This is a genomic window from Acinetobacter sp. UBA1496, from assembly GCF_002324975.1.
Lineage (GTDB): Bacteria > Pseudomonadota > Gammaproteobacteria > Pseudomonadales > Moraxellaceae > Acinetobacter > Acinetobacter variabilis.
The window spans coordinates 46,670-65,127 of sequence record NZ_DCRI01000051.1 but is presented as its reverse complement, the minus strand read 5'-3'; the positions used below and the strand labels follow the sequence as shown (position 1 = coordinate 65,127).

Here is an 18,458-nt window from a genome sequence, read left to right as displayed (position 1 = left end):
CATAATCTCTTAATGATCTTACTTAAAACCTCGTCAGTTTTAAGCTCCAACCCAACCACTTAACGTTTTGTTTCATGCATTGCGTTGGTGTGCTGCGTATTCTATACAGTTTCAGAACCAGTGCAAGAGCTTTTCTTAAAAATATTCAAAAAAGCGCATCGTACGTTTATTTTTTAATCTGAATTGCTATTTTTAGGAGTTTTAATGCTTTTTTCCAGTCATTTTTGGCCTAAAAGTTTAAGCAAATGTGAATTTCTACTGGTTTAGTTTTTATTAAAAGGGATGGTATGAGTACGATCCCTTTTAATATTGAACAATAAATTTTAATTTGCCTGCTCGCCAAGCCAATTCATAAATTTTTGTCGTTCAGCTTTAGATGCCTGTTTCCACAACTGAATTAATTGCTGATCAAGCTGACCAACTGATGCATTTTCCCGAACGTTTGCAGTAGCCACATTCGATGTGCTTGCAGTTTGAGTGTAGACCGCTGCCGGCTGATTTGTTGGAGTTACAACTTTATTCGTTGTCAAATCCACAGATTTTCCTAAAATACTTTGCCCTAGTAATGGTTTCGCTGCATCTTTTGCTCCTGCCTGCTGAACCAGAAGCTGATTTTTTGCATCATATAAACCAATAATTGGCTGATCTTTATATTTTTTCGCTTCATCAAAATTTTTAGGCGCGTTAATTAAACCCAATTTATAAGCTTCACCATCTTTAAGTTCTGGAGTTTTTACAGTTATTACGCCAGATTTTAAAATGTCATGAGAATTATCATTGTGCTGGAAAAATTCAGTATAACGGACACTAATCGCATTCGTACCCGCATCCAGTTTATAAGTTTGATCTGAGCGTAATAGACCTGAACGTACTTCCTGATCATTCACTGCAATCATCTTGATTTCTTCAGGTACGGTTAATGTCACGGCTGAAAAAGCTGATGTGCTGCCCAATAATGCAACTACAGCTGCTGTAATACGTAAATCCATGTCACTCACTCATTCTGGTTAATATATAAAATTTTCATTGCAATATGCCGTGTACAAATGACAATTCTATGACAAATGCTTTGCCTCTACAGCACTTTACTCAGCATTTATCAGACTATCTATCTTCTGATTTCTGCTATATCACACATAAAAAAGAAGTACTTAACAGTACTTCTTTCTCATCTCTAAATCGATTATGCAAAGGTCTTAAATCGTTCTGCATCATCCATAAAGGTTTTTTCACCTGGAGGGGCTTCGATTGAACCAAATACCAATTGAGCACGAAGCTTCCAGTTCGATGGAATACTGAAAGTTTGCGCCACTTCTTCATCAATGATCGGATTGTAGTGCTGTAGTGATGCACCAATATTATGTTCAGCCAAAGCTGTCCAGGTTGCAAACTGAGCGATACCGCTGGCATGCTCTGACCAGATCGGGAAATTATCTGCATATAGCGCAAATTTTTCTTGCATTCCTTTAATGACATTCTGGTCTTCATAAAACAGTGCAGTTCCATAACCTGCCGCAAAACCATCTATTTTGCTATTGGTAGCCTCAAAAGCATCTGCTGACACCAGGTCGCGTAAAGTTTCACGCACAATATGCCAGAAAGTATCATGTGATTGACCAAACAAAATCACTACGCGTGAAGATTGCGAGTTAAAAGATGATGGACTATGTTTCACCGCCTCTTTAATGATGTGCTCAATTTCTGCCTGATCCAGGCTGACATTTTTCCCAATGGCATAAATACTACGGCGTTTTTTAATATGATCTAGAAATGCCATGATCTCACCTCGTTCTATTCTGATTATTAAAAACGGATAAGATCATCCTAAGCATTTTCACTGCCTAAAACAGTCTTATTTTGATAACAATGTGTTTTATTTATAGAACATTCTCAGAGATGTTAAGGTTGATCCTTTGTATCAATCACCTTAGCGCATGCTAATTTCAAAAATCGCCGGTCTTAGCTAAATACCTGGAAGCTGTCTGAATTTACAAACTCAATTTTATCTTCTATTGCTTCTTCAATTGAACCGAAACAGAGCTGAGCACGTAGCAACCAGCTTTCATCAATTTTAAAATGCTTAGCTACAGGGTGATTGATCTATGCATTATAATGTTGCAAAGAAGCCCCTCAGACCGGAATCAGCCAGCGCAGTCCACGCAGCAAACTGTACCATGCCGGAAGTCTGCTCTGACCACAGTGGAAAATCATCGGCACTAAATGGAATCTTTTTCTGTAATTGCTGAATAGCATTCTGATCTTCATAGAATAAAATCGTGCCATAGGCATTTTCACATTGATCCAGTTTGATTCTAATCCCTTCATAGACCGATGCCGGCACATGCTGGCGTTGAACATCTTTCACAATGCTCCAGAATTGATGATGTGAATCGGCAAATAACACGATAATGCGTGCACTTTGTGAATTATAGGCTGAAGAACAGCTATGCACTGCTTCCTGAATCAGCTCGGTCAGATAAGCCTGACTATAATGCACACGCTTACCTAGCTGATAAGTCCCACGGAACTTTTTTAATTTCTCAACAAAAGTGAATTCTAAATGTTCAATTGCTTTACTGTTTTTAGGAAATTTAAAATCCTTAGTCAGGTCAGTTGTTAATACCTACCCAATTTTATTGAGTAATGCCATTTTCTACCCTCTACATATAGCCTGAACTTCAATCACCAGGCAAATCCCATACAATTATAATGGGTTTATTCAGGTAGGCAGGATTTGCTGTTTTTTTCATGCTGCTTTTTAGAACATTTAAGCCCTTTAAAACAACAAACTCCGCATTTAGCGGAGTGTATGTGATGCAAGTCGCATTAATTATTTTTCAGTTTCAAACAATGCCGCAACGAATGATTTTGCTGAGAATGGACGTAAGTCATCAATTTTCTCACCTACACCGATAAAGCGAATCGGTACATGCGTACGGCTGGCAATATTAAACAGCACGCCACCTTTGGCGGTACCATCCAGCTTGGTAATGGTTAAACCCGTTAAACCTACTGCTTCATCAAACATTTCAACTTGATTAATGGCATTCTGCCCTGTACCGGCATCCACCACCAGCATCACTTCATGTGGCGCAGTCGCATCAATCTTCTGCATGACACGTTTAACTTTGGTCAATTCCTGCATCAGGTGACCTTTGTTATGCAAACGGCCTGCAGTATCCGCAATTAAAACATCCACACCTTTGGCACGCGCACTTTCGAAAGCATCAAAAATGACTGAAGCGGAGTCAGCACCATGACCTTGTGCTACTACGGCGATATTGTTGCGTTCACCCCAGATCTGTAACTGCTCAGTTGCAGCAGCACGGAAAGTATCACCCGCAGCCAGCATGACTTTTTTACCTTCGCCTTGCAGACGTTTTGCCAGTTTACCAATGGTCGTGGTTTTACCTACACCATTTACACCCACCACCAGAATCACATACGGATTTTTGTTTGGATCGATCTGCAGTGGTTTTACACGCGGAGCCAGCAGAGCCACCAGTTCTTCCTGAAGCGCTTTATACAGCGAGTGAGAATAAATTAGGTCACCACGTGCGGTACGTTCAGTCAAATTGGCAATAATCGTTTTAGTCGCATCAACACCGATGTCTGCAACCAAAAGCTGTTCTTCAACTTCTTCTAATAATTCATCGTCAATTTCTTTGCCACCAATCAGGATATTGACCATCCCATCGGCAAGATTTTTACGGGTTTTGGTTAAACCCTCTTTCATACGGCTAAAGAAACCGCCTTTTGTAGCAGGTTCTTCTTCCTGAGCTTCCGTCGCCACAGGTGCAGAAACTTCAGCAGTTGCGCTTGGTGTTTCTAAAATCGGCACATTAACCGCAGGTAAACTCGGTAATGTGACATCATCATCTCCGATATCAGCATCAATCAAAAATTTGTTTTGCCCATTAGATTGCTGTTGCATACCGAATCCTTGAAAAGCATTGCGTTAAAAAATTGAATTCTAGCATAACTTGCAGTGTTTTGAGCGGGAAATCCAATCCATGAATAAACAACCAAAAAATAACAGTGTTTGGTTGCTTTCAATACAAGATTTCTGAAAAATAATCCTAAATACAAATATCTATTCATTGGAAGACTTTGTGTCCATATCTTTTTTTGCTATCTCCTCCTTATCCAGAATCATCAAACAGCGGATTTCTCCAGTCGCAGCACTCATCCTGAGTTTTGGTTTTAGCCCCGTACATGCCGCAACCCAGAGTGAATTATCCCGCACCACCATCGAAACCTATTTAGGTAATGGCTTAAAAGTCATTATCCGGGAAGATCATCGCTCTCCGATGGTGATGACACAGATCTGGTATAAAGTCGGCAGTAGTGATGAGTCCGGCAATATTCTCGGTGTCTCTCATGCTTTGGAACATATGATGTTTAAAGGCACGAACAAAGTTCCCAATGATGAATTTACCCGCCTGAGCCGGATTTATGGCGGCAGTATTAATGCCGCAACATTTACCAATTATACGAACTATTATCAGCTCTATCCTAAAGCCTATTTTCCGATGGCGCTTGAACTCGAATCTGACCGCATGAACAACCTCTTGTTACGCCAGCAAGATTTTGATCCGGAAATTAAAGTGGTAATGGAAGAACGGCGTCAGCGTACTGATGATAATCCGCGTGCCCAGGCATTTGAACGATTTAGATGGATCAGTTATCCCACCAGTCACTATCGTCAGCCCGTGATTGGTCACATGAAAACGCTTAATAATATTCAGCTGAGTGATGTTAAAAAATGGTATCGAGACTGGTATAGCCCGAATAATGCCATTCTGGTGATTGTCGGTGATTTAGCTGTGCAAGAAGCTCTCGTTCAGGTACAGAAATATTTCGGTGATATTCCGGCGCGTCCCACACCCTCACGTAATGATGTACTCGAGTTTGAGCGCTTAGGCTATCGTCATATGGAAATTGAGAGCAATGTTCAGGTGCCTAATCTGTATATGACCTGGAATGTGAAATCTCTAGCTACCGCCAAGAATCCTCAAGATGCCTACGCCCTAACCATTATCCGCAGCCTGCTAGATAGCGGAATTTCTTCTCGTTTGCAGGATCGTCTGGTCCGCGACCGCAAAGTGCTTACTTCTGTAAGTGTGTCTTATGATCCTTATAACCGTGGAGATAGCCTGTTTGGTATTTCCGCACTTCCGGCTCCAGGTGTAAATCTGACAGAAGCACAAACAGCCATCCAGAAAGAAATTGATTTACTAAAAACTGAAACTATTTCTGAGTATGAACTGGCACGGATCAGCACACGCTTTATTTCAAATCTGATTTATAGTCAGGACAGTCTAAGCGGACAGGCCAAAATGATTGGAAACCTTGAAGTAAACGGATTGAGTTACCGCCTGATGGATGAACTGCCTCAGCATTATGACAGTGTCCGTGCAGAGGACATTCAGCGGGTTGCTAATGCCTATTTTGTCCGTGAAAATTTAAGTACGCTCTACCTTTTGCCTGAACAGAAAGATCAATAATGGTTATTACAATGTCTAAAGTTCGCTCTCTTATCCTTTTAACCAGCTTAAGCCTCAGTTCAAACCTTTGGGCAGAAAATTATTTAGATACCCAACCTGATTTGAATGATAATCCCAGTCAGTTACAAGCGATCCCTCTCCTGCAAAGCTTAAAAAACATTAATCAAAAGCAGACATTTCAGGCACCTTTTATCCATGACCTGAATAATCGTTACAAAGTTCGCACTCTATTTGTTGAAACCCGAGATCTGCCGATGGTCGATATTCAACTGACCTTTAATGCCGGATCAGCACGAGATCAGGAAATTGCTAAAGGTCTATTTGGTTTATCCAGCACAGCAGCCAAACTGATGCGCGAAGGAACAGATAAATATACGGCTGCACAGGTGGCTTCAGTCTTTGATGTCACAGGCGCACAATTTAGCGTGCAGGCTTATCGCGATATGTTTGTCGTTCGCCTTAGAACTTTATCAGATCCCAAAAAAATGGAACCTGCTTTGGCCATGATGATGGATGTTCTCAAAAATGCCACATTCAAGCCTTCGAGTATTCAGTTAGCACTCAGTAATACTCAAGTAGGACAAAAACAGCTTCAGGAAAATCCAAGTAAACTGATGGATATCCGGTTTTATCGGGCATTGTATGGCCAGCATCCTTATGCCGAACCCATTACCGGTACCATTGGCAGTACCAAAAAAATTACGGCTGATTTACTGAAAAAATTCCGCGACCAGTTTCTGGTAGCACAAAACATGAATATTGCCATTACCGGCAAACTCAGTTCTAAACAGGCACTGGAACTTTCTGAACGAATTGCAGGCAATTTGCCTCAAGGACAGAAAGCTGTTGCATTAGCTGAACCTGAAGAAAAATCGGGTTTTGATATCGTGCATTTGCCTTATAACTCATCCCAAGCGCATGTGACCTTCGGCCACTTAGGACCAAACCGTTTTACTGAAGATCGGCTTGCTCTGGAAGTGGCCAATCGCATGTTTGGTGGTGGCGGATTTAATGCAGTATTGATGCAGGAATTAAGAATAAAACGCGGCTATACCTATGGTGCTTATAGTACATTTAGCTTTAGTCAGGCACCTGGTATATTTAGCTTCCGTTATTCGACTAGACAAGATCAGTTACTGGATAGCATTCAGGTCGCACATCAGGCTTTTATCAACTTTGTAAATCAGCCGATTGATACTAAGCGCCTGGAAGAAACCAAGGCCGGGATGTTAAGAGCATTTCCAAATAATTACAGCAGCAATGCCACAATCAATGCCCAGTTAGGCACAATGGGCTTTTATGCAGAGCAAGCCGACTATCTTTCACGCTATCCAGAACGTTTAGCCAAAATTACCGCTGCAGATGTGCAAAATGCCGTACGCAAACATCTGCATCCAGAACGTTTAACACTGGTCGTGGTGAGTCAAGAATTGGATAAAGAAGCATTAAAACTACGATTGGAACAGAACCTGTTAGATCCTTCTACACCACTACCTAATATGATTTCAATACCTAAGGCATATCCACAGAAACCGGCGGAAGCTGACGAGTCCGTAGAGATTCCTGCTGATACGCCTGCATCAATTTAAGATATTGACCGCGATGGATGCGTTGCTGTTGCAGCAAAGTCTGAGCCATATCCTGGGTTTGAGGTAAGCTCTGCTGTTCTGCAAGTTCCTGAAGTAAATTAAATTGGGAAGTCGTCAGTGGACGATAAATGGCAAATGTAGCCAGACATAAAATTAATGCCACAATAAAAATAACAACCGCATTATAAATTTGTTCAAGCTTAATTTTATTCAGAAAATCGCTTAATTTTTTGCTATCTATAGCCATACACTACCTCAAGTTGAAGCTAGTGTATGGCTGGGTCCCATGAAGTTCAAGTCAAAGATTGAATGACCAGTATAAATATACATTTTGATATGACTATAAATCGGTTAGGATTTCAACAATTCGTACACACTCCAGGCAATGACCATTGCCACCAGACCTAAAACCAGCAAAATTGCAAACTTGCTTAAGCCGGCTTCGGCTTCAGGTGGATGCAGTCGATCCTCATCTGCAATTCGGACCAATTCATCATTATAGTGACTATAAAACTCTGCACGCTGGGTTTCGTCCAGAGCGCGGGTAAAATCATAAACTTCTTTACGTTGAGCCAGACTGTAATCACCTAGATGGGTATATTTGTCATAAATTGCCTCATCTAGTTTTTTACGGTGTACATGCGCCAATTCTGTAATCTGACTGGCTGTTGGGGGTATATCAAAACTGAGCCCTTCAAGAGTTCTTTGCATCATATTGTTCTCCTTTTCTTTTGTTCTATTGTTAAAATCTATACCAACCAAACTTCCAATTGTGTATAGTTTGATCGTACAAACTATAAATTAAGTAAACAGGAAAGCTGATATAGTTGACTTTTCCATTATTTTGTAATATTAGTTTAATAATACTAAGTTATATTTGTATTTAGACTTAAAAGTCTATCCGAAATCATAATTAAAATTAAGGAGTTTTTATATTATGCAGAATATCTCTCAACATGATTTGGAACATCTGTATGCAGATGCAGTGAATACCATTCAATCGCAAATGAACTTTGTCGATGCAGTAAAACAATTAGAAGATGCAGCGCGCGCCGGTCACGGTAAAGCAGCACTCTTTTTAGCTGAACTGTATTATCAGGGTTTTCGTGTAGAACGAGATTCACTCAAAGCACAATACTGGCAGAACATGGCCACCATGCAAGCTTGAAGAAACGTCACCTCGGTGACGTTTTTTTATGCCATTCTTTCGAAATACTGCAATTAAGACATAATTTATTACGATTGCTTGCAAAGCTGAAACAGTAATTTCACTGGAACTTTCTAGAATAGAGCTGAACTCTAATAGCACTTTATTTTAACGACAATGCGAAAAATTATTCAATACGACCCGATATGTAAAAACTTTCTTTTGAGGCTCACCATCCTCAAATCCATGATGTATTGTGGCGTTTTGTGGGGCGTCTATCATCAGGGTTGGGCGATGATGCGCGATCAGGAAGATTATATTTTTCCATTCTGGCTTAATTCTCTGGATGCCAAAAATTATGCCAAGGAACATTGGCCAGGTTATGTACCACGTAGAATCAACCCCGAAGATTTTGAAAACAACTTATTACCTACACTGTCCCGATTAGCCGTGACACCTACTTTATGTAGCGGTAATGGCACTAAACTAAAATTATCAATTCCACAGATGCGCCACCTGTTTTTTTCACAACAAAGACTGCACTTCGCCTAAAAACATGTTATTTATAAAGACATAAAATAGACACCTAGAGATGTTCAGTTGGATACATACTCTAGGACTAATAACAATTAGATAAAAAGGACTCAATAGAATGACCAACGTAGCACAAGTGCTCGGTGATAAAGTACATCAGGCAGTTTATACCATCCGTCCAGACTCTACAGTTTTAGAAGCAATTACCCTGATGGCAGAAAAAGGAATTGGGGCGCTGGTCGTTACCCACGAAGACAGTGTGGTCGGCATTTTGTCAGAGCGTGATTACACCCGTAAAATCGCATTGATGCAAAGAACCTCTTTTGATACCACAGTCAATGAAATTATGACACCTAAAGTCATAACCGTGACTTCTGCAACTTCTGTTGAAGACTGCTTAGCATTAATGACTGACCGCCATTTACGTCACTTACCTGTAGTTGAAAATGACAAACTGATTGGTCTGATTTCGATTGGTGACTTGGTCAAAGCTGCAATGGAAGATCAACGTAAACTGATTGATCAGTTACAACAATATATTTCAGGCTAAAATTCTTTCTTATTTCAATACGTGAATTAAATTCCAAAATGTCATTACAAACAAATAACAATGCAATATCAAAACCAGATCAGATATAAAAAATCCCAGTCTTAAGACTGGGATTTTTTTTGATTATGACTATAAATCAAATTAAAGACCGAGTTTCTCTGCGACATAATCAGAGTCTTTATCACCACGACCTGAAAGATTCACTACAATCTTAGTCTCTTTAGGCAGTTTACCCGCTTCACGAATTGCCCAAGCCACTGCATGTGAACTTTCTAATGCTGGCACAATTCCCTCAACGCGTGACAGGGTCATAAAGGCATCCAGACACTCCTGATCTGTTGCCGTAGTGTATTCCACACGACCCAGATCTTTAAGCAGGCTGTGCTGTGGCCCTACGCCTGGATAATCCAGGCCAGAAGCAATCGAATGCACAGGTAAAGGTTCACCCTGCTCATCTTCAAGCACATAGCAGGCCATACCATGCAACTGGCTTGGTTTACCCAAAGTCAGCGTTGCGGAATGCTTATCAGTATTTAGGCCATGACCAGCAGGTTCTACCCCTACCAGTTTCACTTCTGGATCATTCAGGAATGCCGTGAATGCACCCATGGCATTTGAACCACCACCCACACATGCCACCACATAGTCTGGGTTTGCACCGAAGCGTTCATTGGTTTGAACCTTGATTTCATCGCCAATAATGGACTGGAAATCACGCACCATCATTGGGAATGGATGCGGTCCTACCACCGAACCAATCGCATAGATATAGTTTTTCGGATCTTTCAAGTATTCTTCAAAAGCACTGTCGACTGCATCTTTAAGGGTTGCTGTACCACGAGTCACAGAAATCAGCTTAGCACCCAAGATTTTCATCTTAACGACATTTGGATGTTCTTTTTCGATATCCACTTGGCCCATATGAATTTCACATGGAATACCCACCAAGGCACATGCAGTGGCTAATGCCACACCATGCTGACCTGCACCGGTTTCTGCAATGACTTTGGTTTTACCCATATATTTCGCCAGCAGTGCTTCACCCAGGCAGTGATTGATTTTATGTGCACCGGTATGATTCAGGTCTTCACGCTTCAGATAAATCTGTGCCCCACCTAACTGGTCAGAAAGGCGTTTAGCATGAAACAAAGGACTAGGACGGCCGACATAATTGGCAAACAGGTCTTTTAATTCATTCTGGAATTCTTCAGTTTGACGGATTTCCTGATAGGCAACATTGATGTCATCCATGGCCTGTTTTAGCTCTGGTGGAATGAACTGACCACCATATTGACCAAAGAAACCCTCTTCGTTGGGCAACGCAATACCATTAATTTGATGAGCCATAATAATTCCTGAATATTGGAATAAGGTATAACAAGTGACTTTATACTAGAATAATTCGTTTTAAAGCACTAATAACTATAGATAAAGTCACTTATAGATAAATGGAATCAACGCGCCAGATATTTGGTCATATCCTCAATACCTTTTAAGGTCATTGGAAACATATGATCTTCAAAGATTTGCTTAATCAGGCCAATAGTATGCGTGTAATGCCAGTATTTTTCTTCTTCAGGATTGAGCCAGGCGGTTTTATCAAAATGTTGACGTAGACGCTGTAACCAGACCTGTCCTGCCTCATCATTCATATATTCGACCGAACCACCGACGGAGTTCAACTCATAGGGTGCCATGCTGGCATCACCCACTACAATCACCCGGTAATCCCGTCCATAGGTATTGAACAGATCCCAGGTATTCATGCGCGAGCTGGAACGACGGACATTATCTTTCCAGACATAGTCGTACAGACAGTTATGGAAATAGAAATATTCCAGAGTCTTAAATTCGGTCTTGGCTGCGCTAAACAGTTTTTCACACTGAGCGATATGCGCATCCATCGATCCGCCGATATCAAACAGCATTAAAACTTTAATGCGGTTACGTCGCTCTGGTACCAGCTGAACATCCAGAATCCCCTGTTTGGCGGTTTCACGAATAGTGCTATCAATATCCAGCTCTTCAGCCGCACCCTGACGGGCGAACTTACGCAAACGGCGCAGTGCCATCTGCATCTGACGACTACCAAGAATCTGATCATCATCCAGATTACGGTATTGACGCTGTTCCCAGACTTTGACGGCGGAACGTTTACGCCCCGGCCCGCCAATGCGCACACCTTCAGGATGATCACCATAGGCACCAAATGGCGATGTGCCACCAGTACCAATCATCTTATTCCCGCCCTGATGTTTTTTATGCTGTTCACGCAAGCGCTCTTCCAGCATTTTCATCAGTTCTTCCAGCGACCCGGCTTTTTTCAGTTCTTCACGCTGTTCAGGAGTCAAGTGCTTCTCGATAAGTTCCAGATCAAACCAGTCTTTGGGCAGTTTATGTACCTGATTCAGCAATTCATCCAGATCAAAGGTCGCGATACCATCAAAGTAGTCTTTCATGGCAAGATCGAATTTGTCGAAGTAGCGCTCGTCTTTGACCATCACAGTTTTAGCAAGCTGATAGAACTCGTCCTGATCAGCAAAAACCACGCCTGCCGCCACCGCCTGATTCAGATCAATCAGCTCACGGGTGGAAACTGGTACGCCATATTTTCTGAGGGTATAAAACAATCGCACAAACATGCGTGTTTCTCCCTTAGCGACGCGACATAAAGGCTAGACGTTCAAGCAGCTGTACATCCTGCTCATTTTTGATCAGCGCGCCGTACAAAGGCGGGATCGCTTTGGACTTGTCGTTATTTCTTAAAATGTCTTCCGGCATATCATCTGCCATGAGTAGGCTTAGCCAGTCGATCAGTTCTGAAGTTGAAGGTGGTTTTTTCAAGCCTGGAATCTGGCGTAACTTGAAGAAAACTTGCAAAGCTTCATTCACCAGTGTTGCCGAAATATTCTCAAAATGTACATCGATAATTTCACGCATGGTCGCTTCATCCGGAAACTCGATATAGTGGAAGAAACAACGGCGCAAGAATGCATCTGGAAGTTCTTTCTCGTTATTTGAAGTGATGATGACAATCGGACGCTGGGTCGCAGTAATGGTTTCACCCGTTTCATAAACGAAGAAAGACATCTTGTCGAGTTCATGCAACAAGTCATTTGGGAACTCGATGTCTGCTTTATCAATCTCATCAATCAGCAATACACAGCGTTCTTCACTGGTAAACGCTTCCCAGAGTTTACCCGGCTTGATGTAGTTCTTGATGTCATAGACACGATCATCACCTAACTGGCTGTCACGCAAGCGTGATACCGCATCATATTCATACAGGCCCTGCTGTGCCTTGGTCGTTGACTTGATATGCCAGGTAATCAGCTTCAGTCCCAGACTTTGTGCCACCTGTTCAGCCAACAGGGTTTTACCTGTACCCGGCTCACCTTTGACCAGCAAGGGTTTTTGCAAACTACGCGCAGCTTTCACAGCCAGTTTTAAACTGTCAGTGGCAATGTACTGATCCGTACCTGAGAATTGTTGAATATCAGCAGACATGATTGAACCTTATTTTTCTATTTACAGCGGTGAACTTTTCTTGTTTGACCCAAGACCCGTTTTACTGGATGCATAGGTCGACCAGCAATAGCCAATCACAGACCCGATACCAATGACAAATAAAATAAGTGACGCATTAATCCAAACGAGTTCATATTCCTTGGTCAGAATACCAAATAGCAGCCCGAAAATAGCAGGTGCAACTGAAGCATTACTGCCTTCAGAAACGGTTGGAGTCAACAGCACGGCAAAGGCCAATAGCCATAAAAAACCGCCCATTGCCTTTGGTATGCGCTTGGTCACGCCATACCAGCAGCCTAACGCAATCAGACTGCCCAGCAGATACACTGCAAACGCAATACTCTGGTCAGGAATTGAGTCCAATACAGCTACAAAACCATTCATTTCACAACTCCTGAACTGAGCTTAAGCTCCACGAAGACCTTCTGGTGCTGGCGCATTCGGGTTAATTAAACCTTCTGGAGGCATTTGCAGGAAGAAACCACGGGTAGAAATTGAATCCATCACATGTAAAACATTAGCACGTGCTAGTTTACGCGATTCACTCAGTTCAAGATGCATGACAAAAGTCGCACGACCAAACGCAACACGTACCGGTTCAGCCAATACCTCTAGTGGTTCAAATGTTTCGGCTTCGTTCTCATCTGCAGGACGCGCCACATAAAGATACATTTCATCTTTTTTGCTAGATTTGTAGATAGACACTTGCATGTTTCAAACGACTTTTCTGAAAAAACAATCGCAAGGATACATCAAAAAAACGACAGAAACATTAGCCGCTTCAAATGCATCAGTCGTGATTTTGTATAATTGCTTTATCTTTAATCAATCCAGTAAAAATCACTCAACTACTTTCATCTGGGTCGACAGATAAGACTCATCCTGATGCAATACCTTAATTAGTGGCAGAGTTAATAACTCATAGCGCCAGCCGAGCAAGTAGTTTGGCAGATCCTGTTCATCCTTATGACATACTACATGCTGATATAAGGCATTCAGCCATTTCTTGCGCATCAGCACTTCTTTAGGTACAGAGATTTCATTGGATATATTCTGGATCATTGTTTCGACCTTCTCGCCAATCTCTCTGGATGAATGGCGGATTGGGCGTGCCAGACGCAGTGGCCAGTCGGCCTGATCAGGCAGGAATTTCAACAGATCAAGAATAGTCTTGCCATGTTCACGGACAATATTGGCCCGGATGTCTTTCATCTGACTGAGCTGGAAATTATTGCGCGGGAATTTCTCTACCAGATCAATCATGGTCGAGTTTTTCAGAATGAAGCTGCGTGGCTGATTCAGCGCCTTGGCAATCTGCTCACGCCATACAGCCAGTTGTTGTAACTGCATTAATTGACGGCGTGAATGACGATAATTACCGACATCCTGATAAAGCAAGGCAGTCGGTGTTTCTTCACCAATTTCATGGGTCAAAAAACGGCAATCTTCAAGAGCGAAATCGAGCAGATACTTGCTTTCCAGATCCTGTTTGACTTTATCCGACAGTTGCACCAGATAATGCACATCATTGGCTGCATACAGCAACTGCTCAGAGCTTAAAGGACGTGCCAGCCAGTTAGAGCGAGTCTGATCTTTTTCAATATCGACATCCAGCATCTGTTTCAAGGCATTCTGATAGCTGACCTGCAAACCATGTCCGAGGAAAGACATACCGACCTGTGTATCAAAGACATTGCTCAGAGCTTTTTTCTGGGTGTAATGGTAAATCAGGTCAATGTCTTCACTGCAGGCATGGAAAATATTCTGTTGAGCATTAAAAATCTTGTTCAGAAATTCACTCAGATCCAGTGTTGTTCCATCCAGCAAATAGACATTGTTATTGACATTGATTTGAAAAACACCAAGTTTTGGCCACAAGGTGTCTACCTTAATGAATTCTGTATCCAGGCCATAGACCGGATTTTGATCCATAAGGTTCAGGACATGATTTAAGTCGTGCTGATGTTGAATAAATTGAAACATAAAGACTGAGTCTAAAATTAGATGCTCGATGAAGCTATATTACCCGATATATAGAATTTTTATATAAAAATGTGACAACCAAATCATACTTTTTGTTCCATATTTTTTTCGAATATAGCTTATCTAGTAAACATTTTATATTTTTACTAATATATTTTTTATATTATATGTTAAGAGAATATAATTAATATTTCACTTAATTCGCATCCGGTTATGCACTGCCTGACTCAAAGTATGACTATCGACATACTCCAGTTCTCCACCTTGAGGCACCCCTTGAGCGATACGCGTCATTTGCACTGGTAAATGCTTACTGGCTTCAACCAGATAATGTGCGGTTGCCTGTCCTTCGACAGTCGCATTGGTGGCCAGAATTACTTCCTTGATCTGTCCCTGACTTAAGCGTTGCAGTAAATACGGAATACCGATTTCTTCAGGCCCGATTCCATCTAGAGGTGACAGATGACCACCCAGAACATGATATTTACCACGGAAACTGCCGCTTTGCTCAATTGCCATGACATCTGCCGGTGACTCCACTACACAAAGCAGTTCATCATCACGCTCAACTGAGGTACAGATATTACAGACTTCATCTTCCGTCAATGAATGGCAGATCGAGCATTCATGAATGTGATCGGTTGCTTCAGTCAAGGCATGTGCCAGACCAATCGCCCCTTCACGATTTTTCATGATTAAATGCAAAGCCATACGCTGGGCCGATTTCGGCCCAACGCTTGGCAAAATGCGTAATGCTTGAACCAGTTGATCAAAACGATCACTAAACATTGCGCATACTTCCTTAGAATAAACCAGCCAGACCAGGTGGTAAGCCCATACCTGAGTTTGCAGATTTCATTTTCTCTTCAGAGATCACTTCTGCTTGACGCGCTGCATCATTCATCGCTGCTGCAATCAGATCTTCGATCATATCTGGATCGTCCTGTAACAGTTCAGGATTAATTTCGATACGTTTCACCACATTGCGGCAAGTCATGGTGACTTTCACCAGACCGCCACCAGCCTCAGCATGCACTTCAGTTTGCGCAAGCTCTTCTTTGGCTTTTTTCATGTTGTTTTCGACTTCTTTTTGCATGCGCTGTGCTTGCTGCATCAACATATTAATGTTCATAAAGATCTCCGAACATATATTTATAAAATTAGATTAGATCTAAACCGCGTGTAATGTCGCGAATAATATCATCAATCTCTTCCAAACCAACAGAAACGCGAATTAAACCTTCACGAATACCCGCTGCTGCTTTGGCTTCTGGAGACAATTTACCATGCGTGGTTGTTGCCGGATGAGTAATCGTTGATTTCACATCACCCAGGTTACCGGTGATTGAAATGAACTGGGTATTGTCAATTACTTTCCAGGCACCTTCACGACCGCCTTTAACTTCGAAAGATACGATACCACCGAAACCGGTTTGTTGTTTTGCTGCCAGTTCATGACCAACATGTTCAGGTAAACCTGCATAGTAAACTTTTTCTACTTTCGGATGTGCATTTAAGAATTCTGCCAGTTTTTGTGCATTGGCAGAATGCTCACGCATACGTAAACGTAAAGTTTCTAGACCTTTCAGGAATACCCAAGCATTGAACGGGCTCATAGAAGGACCAGTGGTACGTACATAACCGAAGATTTCTTCAAGCAGTTTGTGGTTACCTACCACAGCGCCACCGAGTGCACGGCCTTGGCCATCCAGATATTTAGTCGCAGAATATACGACTAAGTCTGCACCAAATTTGAGTGGTTGTTGTAACACTGGTGTACAGAAGCTATTGTCAATCGCGAGCAATGCATCATTGGCATGTGCAATATCTGCCAGAGCCTGAATATCCGCGACTTCAGCCAGTGGGTTTGACGGAGATTCAACAAAGAGTAATTTGGTTTCTGGCTTGATGGCATTTTTCCATGCATCCAGATCAGTCAGATCGACAAACTCAACTGCGACACCAAATTTAGCCACGTATTTTTCAAATAAAGAGACTGTTGAACCAAATACGGCGCGTGAACAAATGACATGATCACCTGCTTTCAGGTAAGCCATCGCCACCGCCATAATCGCAGCCATACCAGAGCTGGTCGCAACAGCGCGTTCTGCGCCTTCTAAAGCAGCCAGACGCTTTTCAAACATGGCAACAGTTGGATTGGTAAAGCGAGAGTAAATATTACCCGGCTCTTGGCCTGAAAATTTTGCTGCAGCTTCAGCCGCATTTTCATAAACAAATGACGATGTTAGAAAAATCGGTTCACCATGCTCACCCTCAAAGCTACGGGTGTGACCAGTACGGATGGCTAAAGTTTCTAATTGATAGTTAAAATCGTCTTGCTGGCTCATCATTTTACTTCAGCCCAAAGGCTGCCTTTTGTAAAAAATTGCCATCATTTTGAGCGTCTAAGCTATTTCAGGTCAAGGCATAATAAGCAATTATTGCTTAGACTTCGACCAATTCTCCTTTATATACGGATAAATTATTTACATGATTCAGTTAAAACAAAATATTCAACGCCAGAAGAAAAAATTAAAACACCTGAATGCCCGGTTATTTAACTCGTCTTCTCTGATTCTTTCGCAAAAAACGCCATTTGAATATATTGCTGCGACTGAGTTCTGCAAAATTCGCTATTATGCAGCGCCTGAAAAGAAGTACCATGAGCCCTTAGTCTTTGTTGCCCCTCTTGCGATCAATATGGATATTTATGATCTGTATCCTTACCGTTCACTGGTCAAGCATTTTCAGCATAGCGGTTTTGATGTCTATTTAATGGAATGGAAACGTTTCCGCTATAAACACCGTCACTTGAATTTTCTGTCTTTTATTGATGGCGCGATTCCTCAGGCTATTGAACGGATCTGCTCGCATTCAGGCAGTCAGTTTATTTCCCTGCATGGCTGGAGTATGGCCGGAATTTTTGTCACGCTTTATACAGCGCTGCATTCCCCTGAACATGTTAAAAACCTGATCGTGCTGGGCAGCCCGATTGACAGTTATGCCTCTGGTCGGGTTGGCAAGCTGTTTAGCACCACCAATAAGCTCATTTCCAAAAATAAAAACCTGCAACAGGCGATTCACCAAGGATTGATTCCCAAGGAATATATTCATTCGCCCGGTATCATCAATGCACTGGGATTTAAGCTGCTTGATCCGATTGGCTGGTTTAAAAGCCAGAAGCAGTTTTTGATGAACTTGGAAAATGTTGAAGATGTCTATGAACATGCCACTATGGGTAATTTCCTGAACAAGATGATTGATTATCCGGGTGGAATCAATCAGGACATGGTGCTGCATTTATGGCTGCAAAACCCTTTAAAAAATGGCTCGATGACTTTAAATGGCCGGACAATTAACCTAAAAAATATTAACTGTTCCTTACTGGTCGGGGCTGGGCAAACTGATCAGATTGTTACGGAACAGTCAGCTAAACCTTTGATGGAATTGACAAGTAGTACCGATAAGACGTTTACTCTTATCCCGGGTGGTCATCTTGGGCTGATGTCCAATCAGAAAACAGCCAATACATTCTGGCCGAAATTGACCACCTGGCTAGCACAACGCTCAACCCGGATAGATGCTTAATTCCGGAAGAGCCGGCATTTTTCAGGTATTTA

Annotated in this window: 20 protein-coding genes and 1 pseudogene; 6 read left to right on the top strand and 15 right to left on the bottom strand. The window is 42.0% G+C overall.

The features are described 5' to 3' along the window. Positions 1 to 323: 323 nt before the first annotated feature. The 4 genes and pseudogenes from B3143_RS05905 to ftsY all read right to left on the bottom strand — a co-directional run bounded on the left by B3143_RS05905 (position 324) and on the right by ftsY (position 3,934). Positions 324 to 989: a DUF2057 domain-containing protein gene (locus B3143_RS05905; protein ID WP_004783689.1), complete on the bottom strand. Its 666-nt coding sequence runs from the start codon at positions 987 to 989 to the stop codon at positions 324 to 326. 194 nt (positions 990 to 1,183) lie between these two features. Further along, positions 1,184 to 1,777 carry a nitroreductase family protein gene (locus tag B3143_RS05900; protein ID WP_004783692.1) on the bottom strand — a complete coding sequence of 198 codons (594 nt, stop codon included), beginning with the start codon at positions 1,775 to 1,777 and terminating at the stop codon, positions 1,184 to 1,186. A gap of 182 nt (positions 1,778 to 1,959) precedes the next feature. Continuing rightward, positions 1,960 to 2,608: pseudogene (locus B3143_RS05895) on the bottom strand (nitroreductase family protein). 222 nt (positions 2,609 to 2,830) lie between these two features. After that, complete coding sequence (ftsY, locus tag B3143_RS05890; RefSeq protein WP_004783696.1) at positions 2,831 to 3,934, bottom strand: signal recognition particle-docking protein FtsY; 1,104 nt, start codon at positions 3,932 to 3,934, stop codon at positions 2,831 to 2,833. A gap of 232 nt (positions 3,935 to 4,166) precedes the next feature. Here ftsY and B3143_RS05885 point away from each other — a divergent pair, with 232 nt between their 5' ends. Continuing rightward, entirely contained in the window at positions 4,167 to 5,507 is a 1,341-nt protein-coding gene (locus B3143_RS05885) for a M16 family metallopeptidase (protein ID WP_376745102.1), read from the top strand. Positions 5,508 to 5,518: 11 nt separating this feature from the next. Further along, positions 5,519 to 7,096, top strand: coding sequence for a M16 family metallopeptidase (locus B3143_RS05880; RefSeq protein ID WP_171064809.1), 1,578 nt, complete (start codon positions 5,519 to 5,521; stop codon positions 7,094 to 7,096). On the opposite strand, the gene B3143_RS05875 is transcribed toward B3143_RS05880, so the two are convergent. Both B3143_RS05875 and B3143_RS05870 read right to left on the bottom strand, forming a co-directional pair. Then, positions 7,020 to 7,343, bottom strand: a complete 324-nt coding sequence (locus B3143_RS05875; RefSeq protein WP_004783701.1) for a hypothetical protein — start codon at positions 7,341 to 7,343, stop codon at positions 7,020 to 7,022. The genes B3143_RS05880 and B3143_RS05875 overlap by 77 nt on opposite strands. 104 nt (positions 7,344 to 7,447) lie before the next feature. Next, positions 7,448 to 7,810 (bottom strand): hypothetical protein, encoded by a 363-nt coding sequence (locus tag B3143_RS05870; protein WP_004783702.1) that lies wholly within the window; start codon positions 7,808 to 7,810, stop codon positions 7,448 to 7,450. A 220-nt stretch (positions 7,811 to 8,030) separates the two neighbouring features. Here B3143_RS05870 and B3143_RS05865 point away from each other — a divergent pair, with 220 nt between their 5' ends. The 3 genes from B3143_RS05865 (at position 8,031) to B3143_RS05855 (ending at position 9,327) form a co-directional block, all read left to right on the top strand. Continuing rightward, positions 8,031 to 8,264 carry a hypothetical protein gene (locus tag B3143_RS05865; RefSeq protein ID WP_034171084.1) on the top strand — a complete coding sequence of 78 codons (234 nt, stop codon included), beginning with the start codon at positions 8,031 to 8,033 and terminating at the stop codon, positions 8,262 to 8,264. A 156-nt stretch (positions 8,265 to 8,420) separates the two neighbouring features. Then, positions 8,421 to 8,795 (top strand): DUF2750 domain-containing protein, encoded by a 375-nt coding sequence (locus tag B3143_RS05860; RefSeq protein WP_034171083.1) that lies wholly within the window; start codon positions 8,421 to 8,423, stop codon positions 8,793 to 8,795. Between the two features lie 100 nt (positions 8,796 to 8,895). Next, the gene (locus B3143_RS05855; RefSeq protein WP_004783708.1) at positions 8,896 to 9,327 is read left to right on the top strand and encodes a CBS domain-containing protein; all 432 of its coding nucleotides are present in this window, start codon (positions 8,896 to 8,898) and stop codon (positions 9,325 to 9,327) included. Positions 9,328 to 9,468: 141 nt separating this feature from the next. On the opposite strand, the gene trpB is transcribed toward B3143_RS05855, so the two are convergent. The 9 genes from trpB to B3143_RS05810 all read right to left on the bottom strand — a co-directional run bounded on the left by trpB (position 9,469) and on the right by B3143_RS05810 (position 17,186). After that, complete coding sequence (trpB, locus tag B3143_RS05850; protein ID WP_004783709.1) at positions 9,469 to 10,674, bottom strand: tryptophan synthase subunit beta; 1,206 nt, start codon at positions 10,672 to 10,674, stop codon at positions 9,469 to 9,471. A 107-nt stretch (positions 10,675 to 10,781) separates the two neighbouring features. Continuing rightward, complete coding sequence (locus B3143_RS05845) at positions 10,782 to 11,969, bottom strand: vWA domain-containing protein (protein WP_004783711.1); 1,188 nt, start codon at positions 11,967 to 11,969, stop codon at positions 10,782 to 10,784. A gap of 13 nt (positions 11,970 to 11,982) precedes the next feature. Then, positions 11,983 to 12,834, bottom strand: coding sequence for an AAA family ATPase (locus B3143_RS05840; RefSeq protein ID WP_004783712.1), 852 nt, complete (start codon positions 12,832 to 12,834; stop codon positions 11,983 to 11,985). Between the two features lie 21 nt (positions 12,835 to 12,855). After that, on the bottom strand, positions 12,856 to 13,239 hold the full coding sequence (locus B3143_RS05835; protein WP_004783714.1) for a hypothetical protein: 384 nt from the start codon (positions 13,237 to 13,239) through the stop codon (positions 12,856 to 12,858). Between the two features lie 21 nt (positions 13,240 to 13,260). Next, positions 13,261 to 13,566 (bottom strand): YcgL domain-containing protein, encoded by a 306-nt coding sequence (locus B3143_RS05830; protein ID WP_004783715.1) that lies wholly within the window; start codon positions 13,564 to 13,566, stop codon positions 13,261 to 13,263. A gap of 129 nt (positions 13,567 to 13,695) precedes the next feature. Further along, positions 13,696 to 14,838, bottom strand: coding sequence for a ribonuclease D (locus B3143_RS05825; RefSeq protein WP_005235921.1), 1,143 nt, complete (start codon positions 14,836 to 14,838; stop codon positions 13,696 to 13,698). Between the two features lie 192 nt (positions 14,839 to 15,030). Further along, positions 15,031 to 15,627, bottom strand: coding sequence for a recombination mediator RecR (gene recR, locus B3143_RS05820; protein ID WP_004783720.1), 597 nt, complete (start codon positions 15,625 to 15,627; stop codon positions 15,031 to 15,033). 13 nt (positions 15,628 to 15,640) lie between these two features. After that, positions 15,641 to 15,970 carry a YbaB/EbfC family nucleoid-associated protein gene (locus B3143_RS05815; protein ID WP_004783723.1) on the bottom strand — a complete coding sequence of 110 codons (330 nt, stop codon included), beginning with the start codon at positions 15,968 to 15,970 and terminating at the stop codon, positions 15,641 to 15,643. Between the two features lie 28 nt (positions 15,971 to 15,998). Then, the gene (locus B3143_RS05810) at positions 15,999 to 17,186 is read right to left on the bottom strand and encodes an O-succinylhomoserine sulfhydrylase (RefSeq protein WP_005235924.1); all 1,188 of its coding nucleotides are present in this window, start codon (positions 17,184 to 17,186) and stop codon (positions 15,999 to 16,001) included. Positions 17,187 to 17,328: 142 nt separating this feature from the next. Here B3143_RS05810 and B3143_RS05805 point away from each other — a divergent pair, with 142 nt between their 5' ends. Next, on the top strand, positions 17,329 to 18,426 hold the full coding sequence (locus tag B3143_RS05805; RefSeq protein ID WP_004783728.1) for an alpha/beta fold hydrolase: 1,098 nt from the start codon (positions 17,329 to 17,331) through the stop codon (positions 18,424 to 18,426). The last annotated feature ends 32 nt before the right edge of the window (positions 18,427 to 18,458 follow it).

What these genes read in the sequence shown, in the direction of transcription:
- B3143_RS05860 (WP_034171083.1), top strand. Translation starts at nt 8,421, where the DNA reads ATGCGAAAAATTATTCAATACGACCCGATATGTAAAAACTTTCTTTTG.
- B3143_RS05830 (WP_004783715.1), bottom strand. Translation starts at nt 13,566, where the DNA reads ATGCAAGTGTCTATCTACAAATCTAGCAAAAAAGATGAAATGTATCTT.
- B3143_RS05825 (WP_005235921.1), bottom strand. Translation starts at nt 14,838, where the DNA reads ATGTTTCAATTTATTCAACATCAGCACGACTTAAATCATGTCCTGAAC.
- ftsY (WP_004783696.1), bottom strand. Translation starts at nt 3,934, where the DNA reads ATGCAACAGCAATCTAATGGGCAAAACAAATTTTTGATTGATGCTGAT.
- B3143_RS05805 (WP_004783728.1), top strand. Translation starts at nt 17,329, where the DNA reads ATGATTCAGTTAAAACAAAATATTCAACGCCAGAAGAAAAAATTAAAA.
- B3143_RS05900 (WP_004783692.1), bottom strand. Translation starts at nt 1,777, where the DNA reads ATGGCATTTCTAGATCATATTAAAAAACGCCGTAGTATTTATGCCATT.
- B3143_RS05855 (WP_004783708.1), top strand. Translation starts at nt 8,896, where the DNA reads ATGACCAACGTAGCACAAGTGCTCGGTGATAAAGTACATCAGGCAGTT.
- B3143_RS05905 (WP_004783689.1), bottom strand. Translation starts at nt 989, where the DNA reads ATGGATTTACGTATTACAGCAGCTGTAGTTGCATTATTGGGCAGCACA.
- B3143_RS05835 (WP_004783714.1), bottom strand. Translation starts at nt 13,239, where the DNA reads ATGAATGGTTTTGTAGCTGTATTGGACTCAATTCCTGACCAGAGTATT.
- B3143_RS05870 (WP_004783702.1), bottom strand. Translation starts at nt 7,810, where the DNA reads ATGATGCAAAGAACTCTTGAAGGGCTCAGTTTTGATATACCCCCAACA.
- trpB (WP_004783709.1), bottom strand. Translation starts at nt 10,674, where the DNA reads ATGGCTCATCAAATTAATGGTATTGCGTTGCCCAACGAAGAGGGTTTC.
- B3143_RS05810 (WP_005235924.1), bottom strand. Translation starts at nt 17,186, where the DNA reads ATGAGCCAGCAAGACGATTTTAACTATCAATTAGAAACTTTAGCCATC.
- B3143_RS05845 (WP_004783711.1), bottom strand. Translation starts at nt 11,969, where the DNA reads ATGTTTGTGCGATTGTTTTATACCCTCAGAAAATATGGCGTACCAGTT.
- B3143_RS05815 (WP_004783723.1), bottom strand. Translation starts at nt 15,970, where the DNA reads ATGAACATTAATATGTTGATGCAGCAAGCACAGCGCATGCAAAAAGAA.
- B3143_RS05875 (WP_004783701.1), bottom strand. Translation starts at nt 7,343, where the DNA reads ATGGCTATAGATAGCAAAAAATTAAGCGATTTTCTGAATAAAATTAAG.
- B3143_RS05840 (WP_004783712.1), bottom strand. Translation starts at nt 12,834, where the DNA reads ATGTCTGCTGATATTCAACAATTCTCAGGTACGGATCAGTACATTGCC.
- B3143_RS05880 (WP_171064809.1), top strand. Translation starts at nt 5,519, where the DNA reads ATGTCTAAAGTTCGCTCTCTTATCCTTTTAACCAGCTTAAGCCTCAGT.
- recR (WP_004783720.1), bottom strand. Translation starts at nt 15,627, where the DNA reads ATGTTTAGTGATCGTTTTGATCAACTGGTTCAAGCATTACGCATTTTG.